At 38.2% G+C, this 683-nt stretch carries 1 pseudogene; it reads right to left on the minus strand.

Annotated features, from left to right (window positions below):
• Positions 1-2: 2 nt before the first annotated feature.
• Positions 3-683 (minus strand): annotated as a pseudogene (locus AMS59_RS23690) (IS4 family transposase); the annotation flags it as partial.

Genomic DNA, 683 nt, shown 5'->3' on the forward strand with positions numbered 1-683 from the left:
ACTCAACTTTCGCACCCTGAAAGATCAAGACATTGCTTGAAATAACTAGGCAGAGCTGCTAACCATTTGTTCATTTGACTTTTAAAAATGTCCATGTTTAAAACAACTTTAGCTTCTGCCAAAGTTTGAAAAATATCAATTAGTGATTGGAGAGCTGTGAGATAATCCATGTCTTTAACATCTTCACACAGCACATAAAATAAATTGCCAAATGTCTTTGGGTCAGCTTCTTTTCGCATTTGCCAGGCAATTAAAATATAACGGGTAAATACAATCGTTGTATGGCTAATCAATAAATCGTATGAACGCCCTTGAAACTCTTTTTCTAACTGTAGTAGCGATTTATTGCATTTAAAGAACACTTCAATATCCCAACGCATGCCGTAAATGCGAATGATTTCTTCATTATCGAGTGTCGTATCTGTACTCAAAATTGCGAGCCATTCACTGCGTTTATTGCGATTACGGATAAAGAGAATTTTCGCTGGAATCCCGTTATCTAATGTCACTTGAATGGAACCTAAAATGTCTTTCTTACCCATCTCAGGTTTGGCCTGACGGTATAATTCCGGCAATGTATAGCGCTCCCCTTGAAACTGGTAGCGTTGTTTGAGTTGTTTCACCATCCCAATCACAAATAGCCCTTTGTCGGTGATGGTTTGGATCAACGGTGCTTGTGTAAA

Source organism: Lysinibacillus sp. FJAT-14745 (assembly GCF_001275675.1).
Taxonomy (GTDB): Bacteria; Bacillota; Bacilli; order Bacillales_A; family Planococcaceae; genus Lysinibacillus.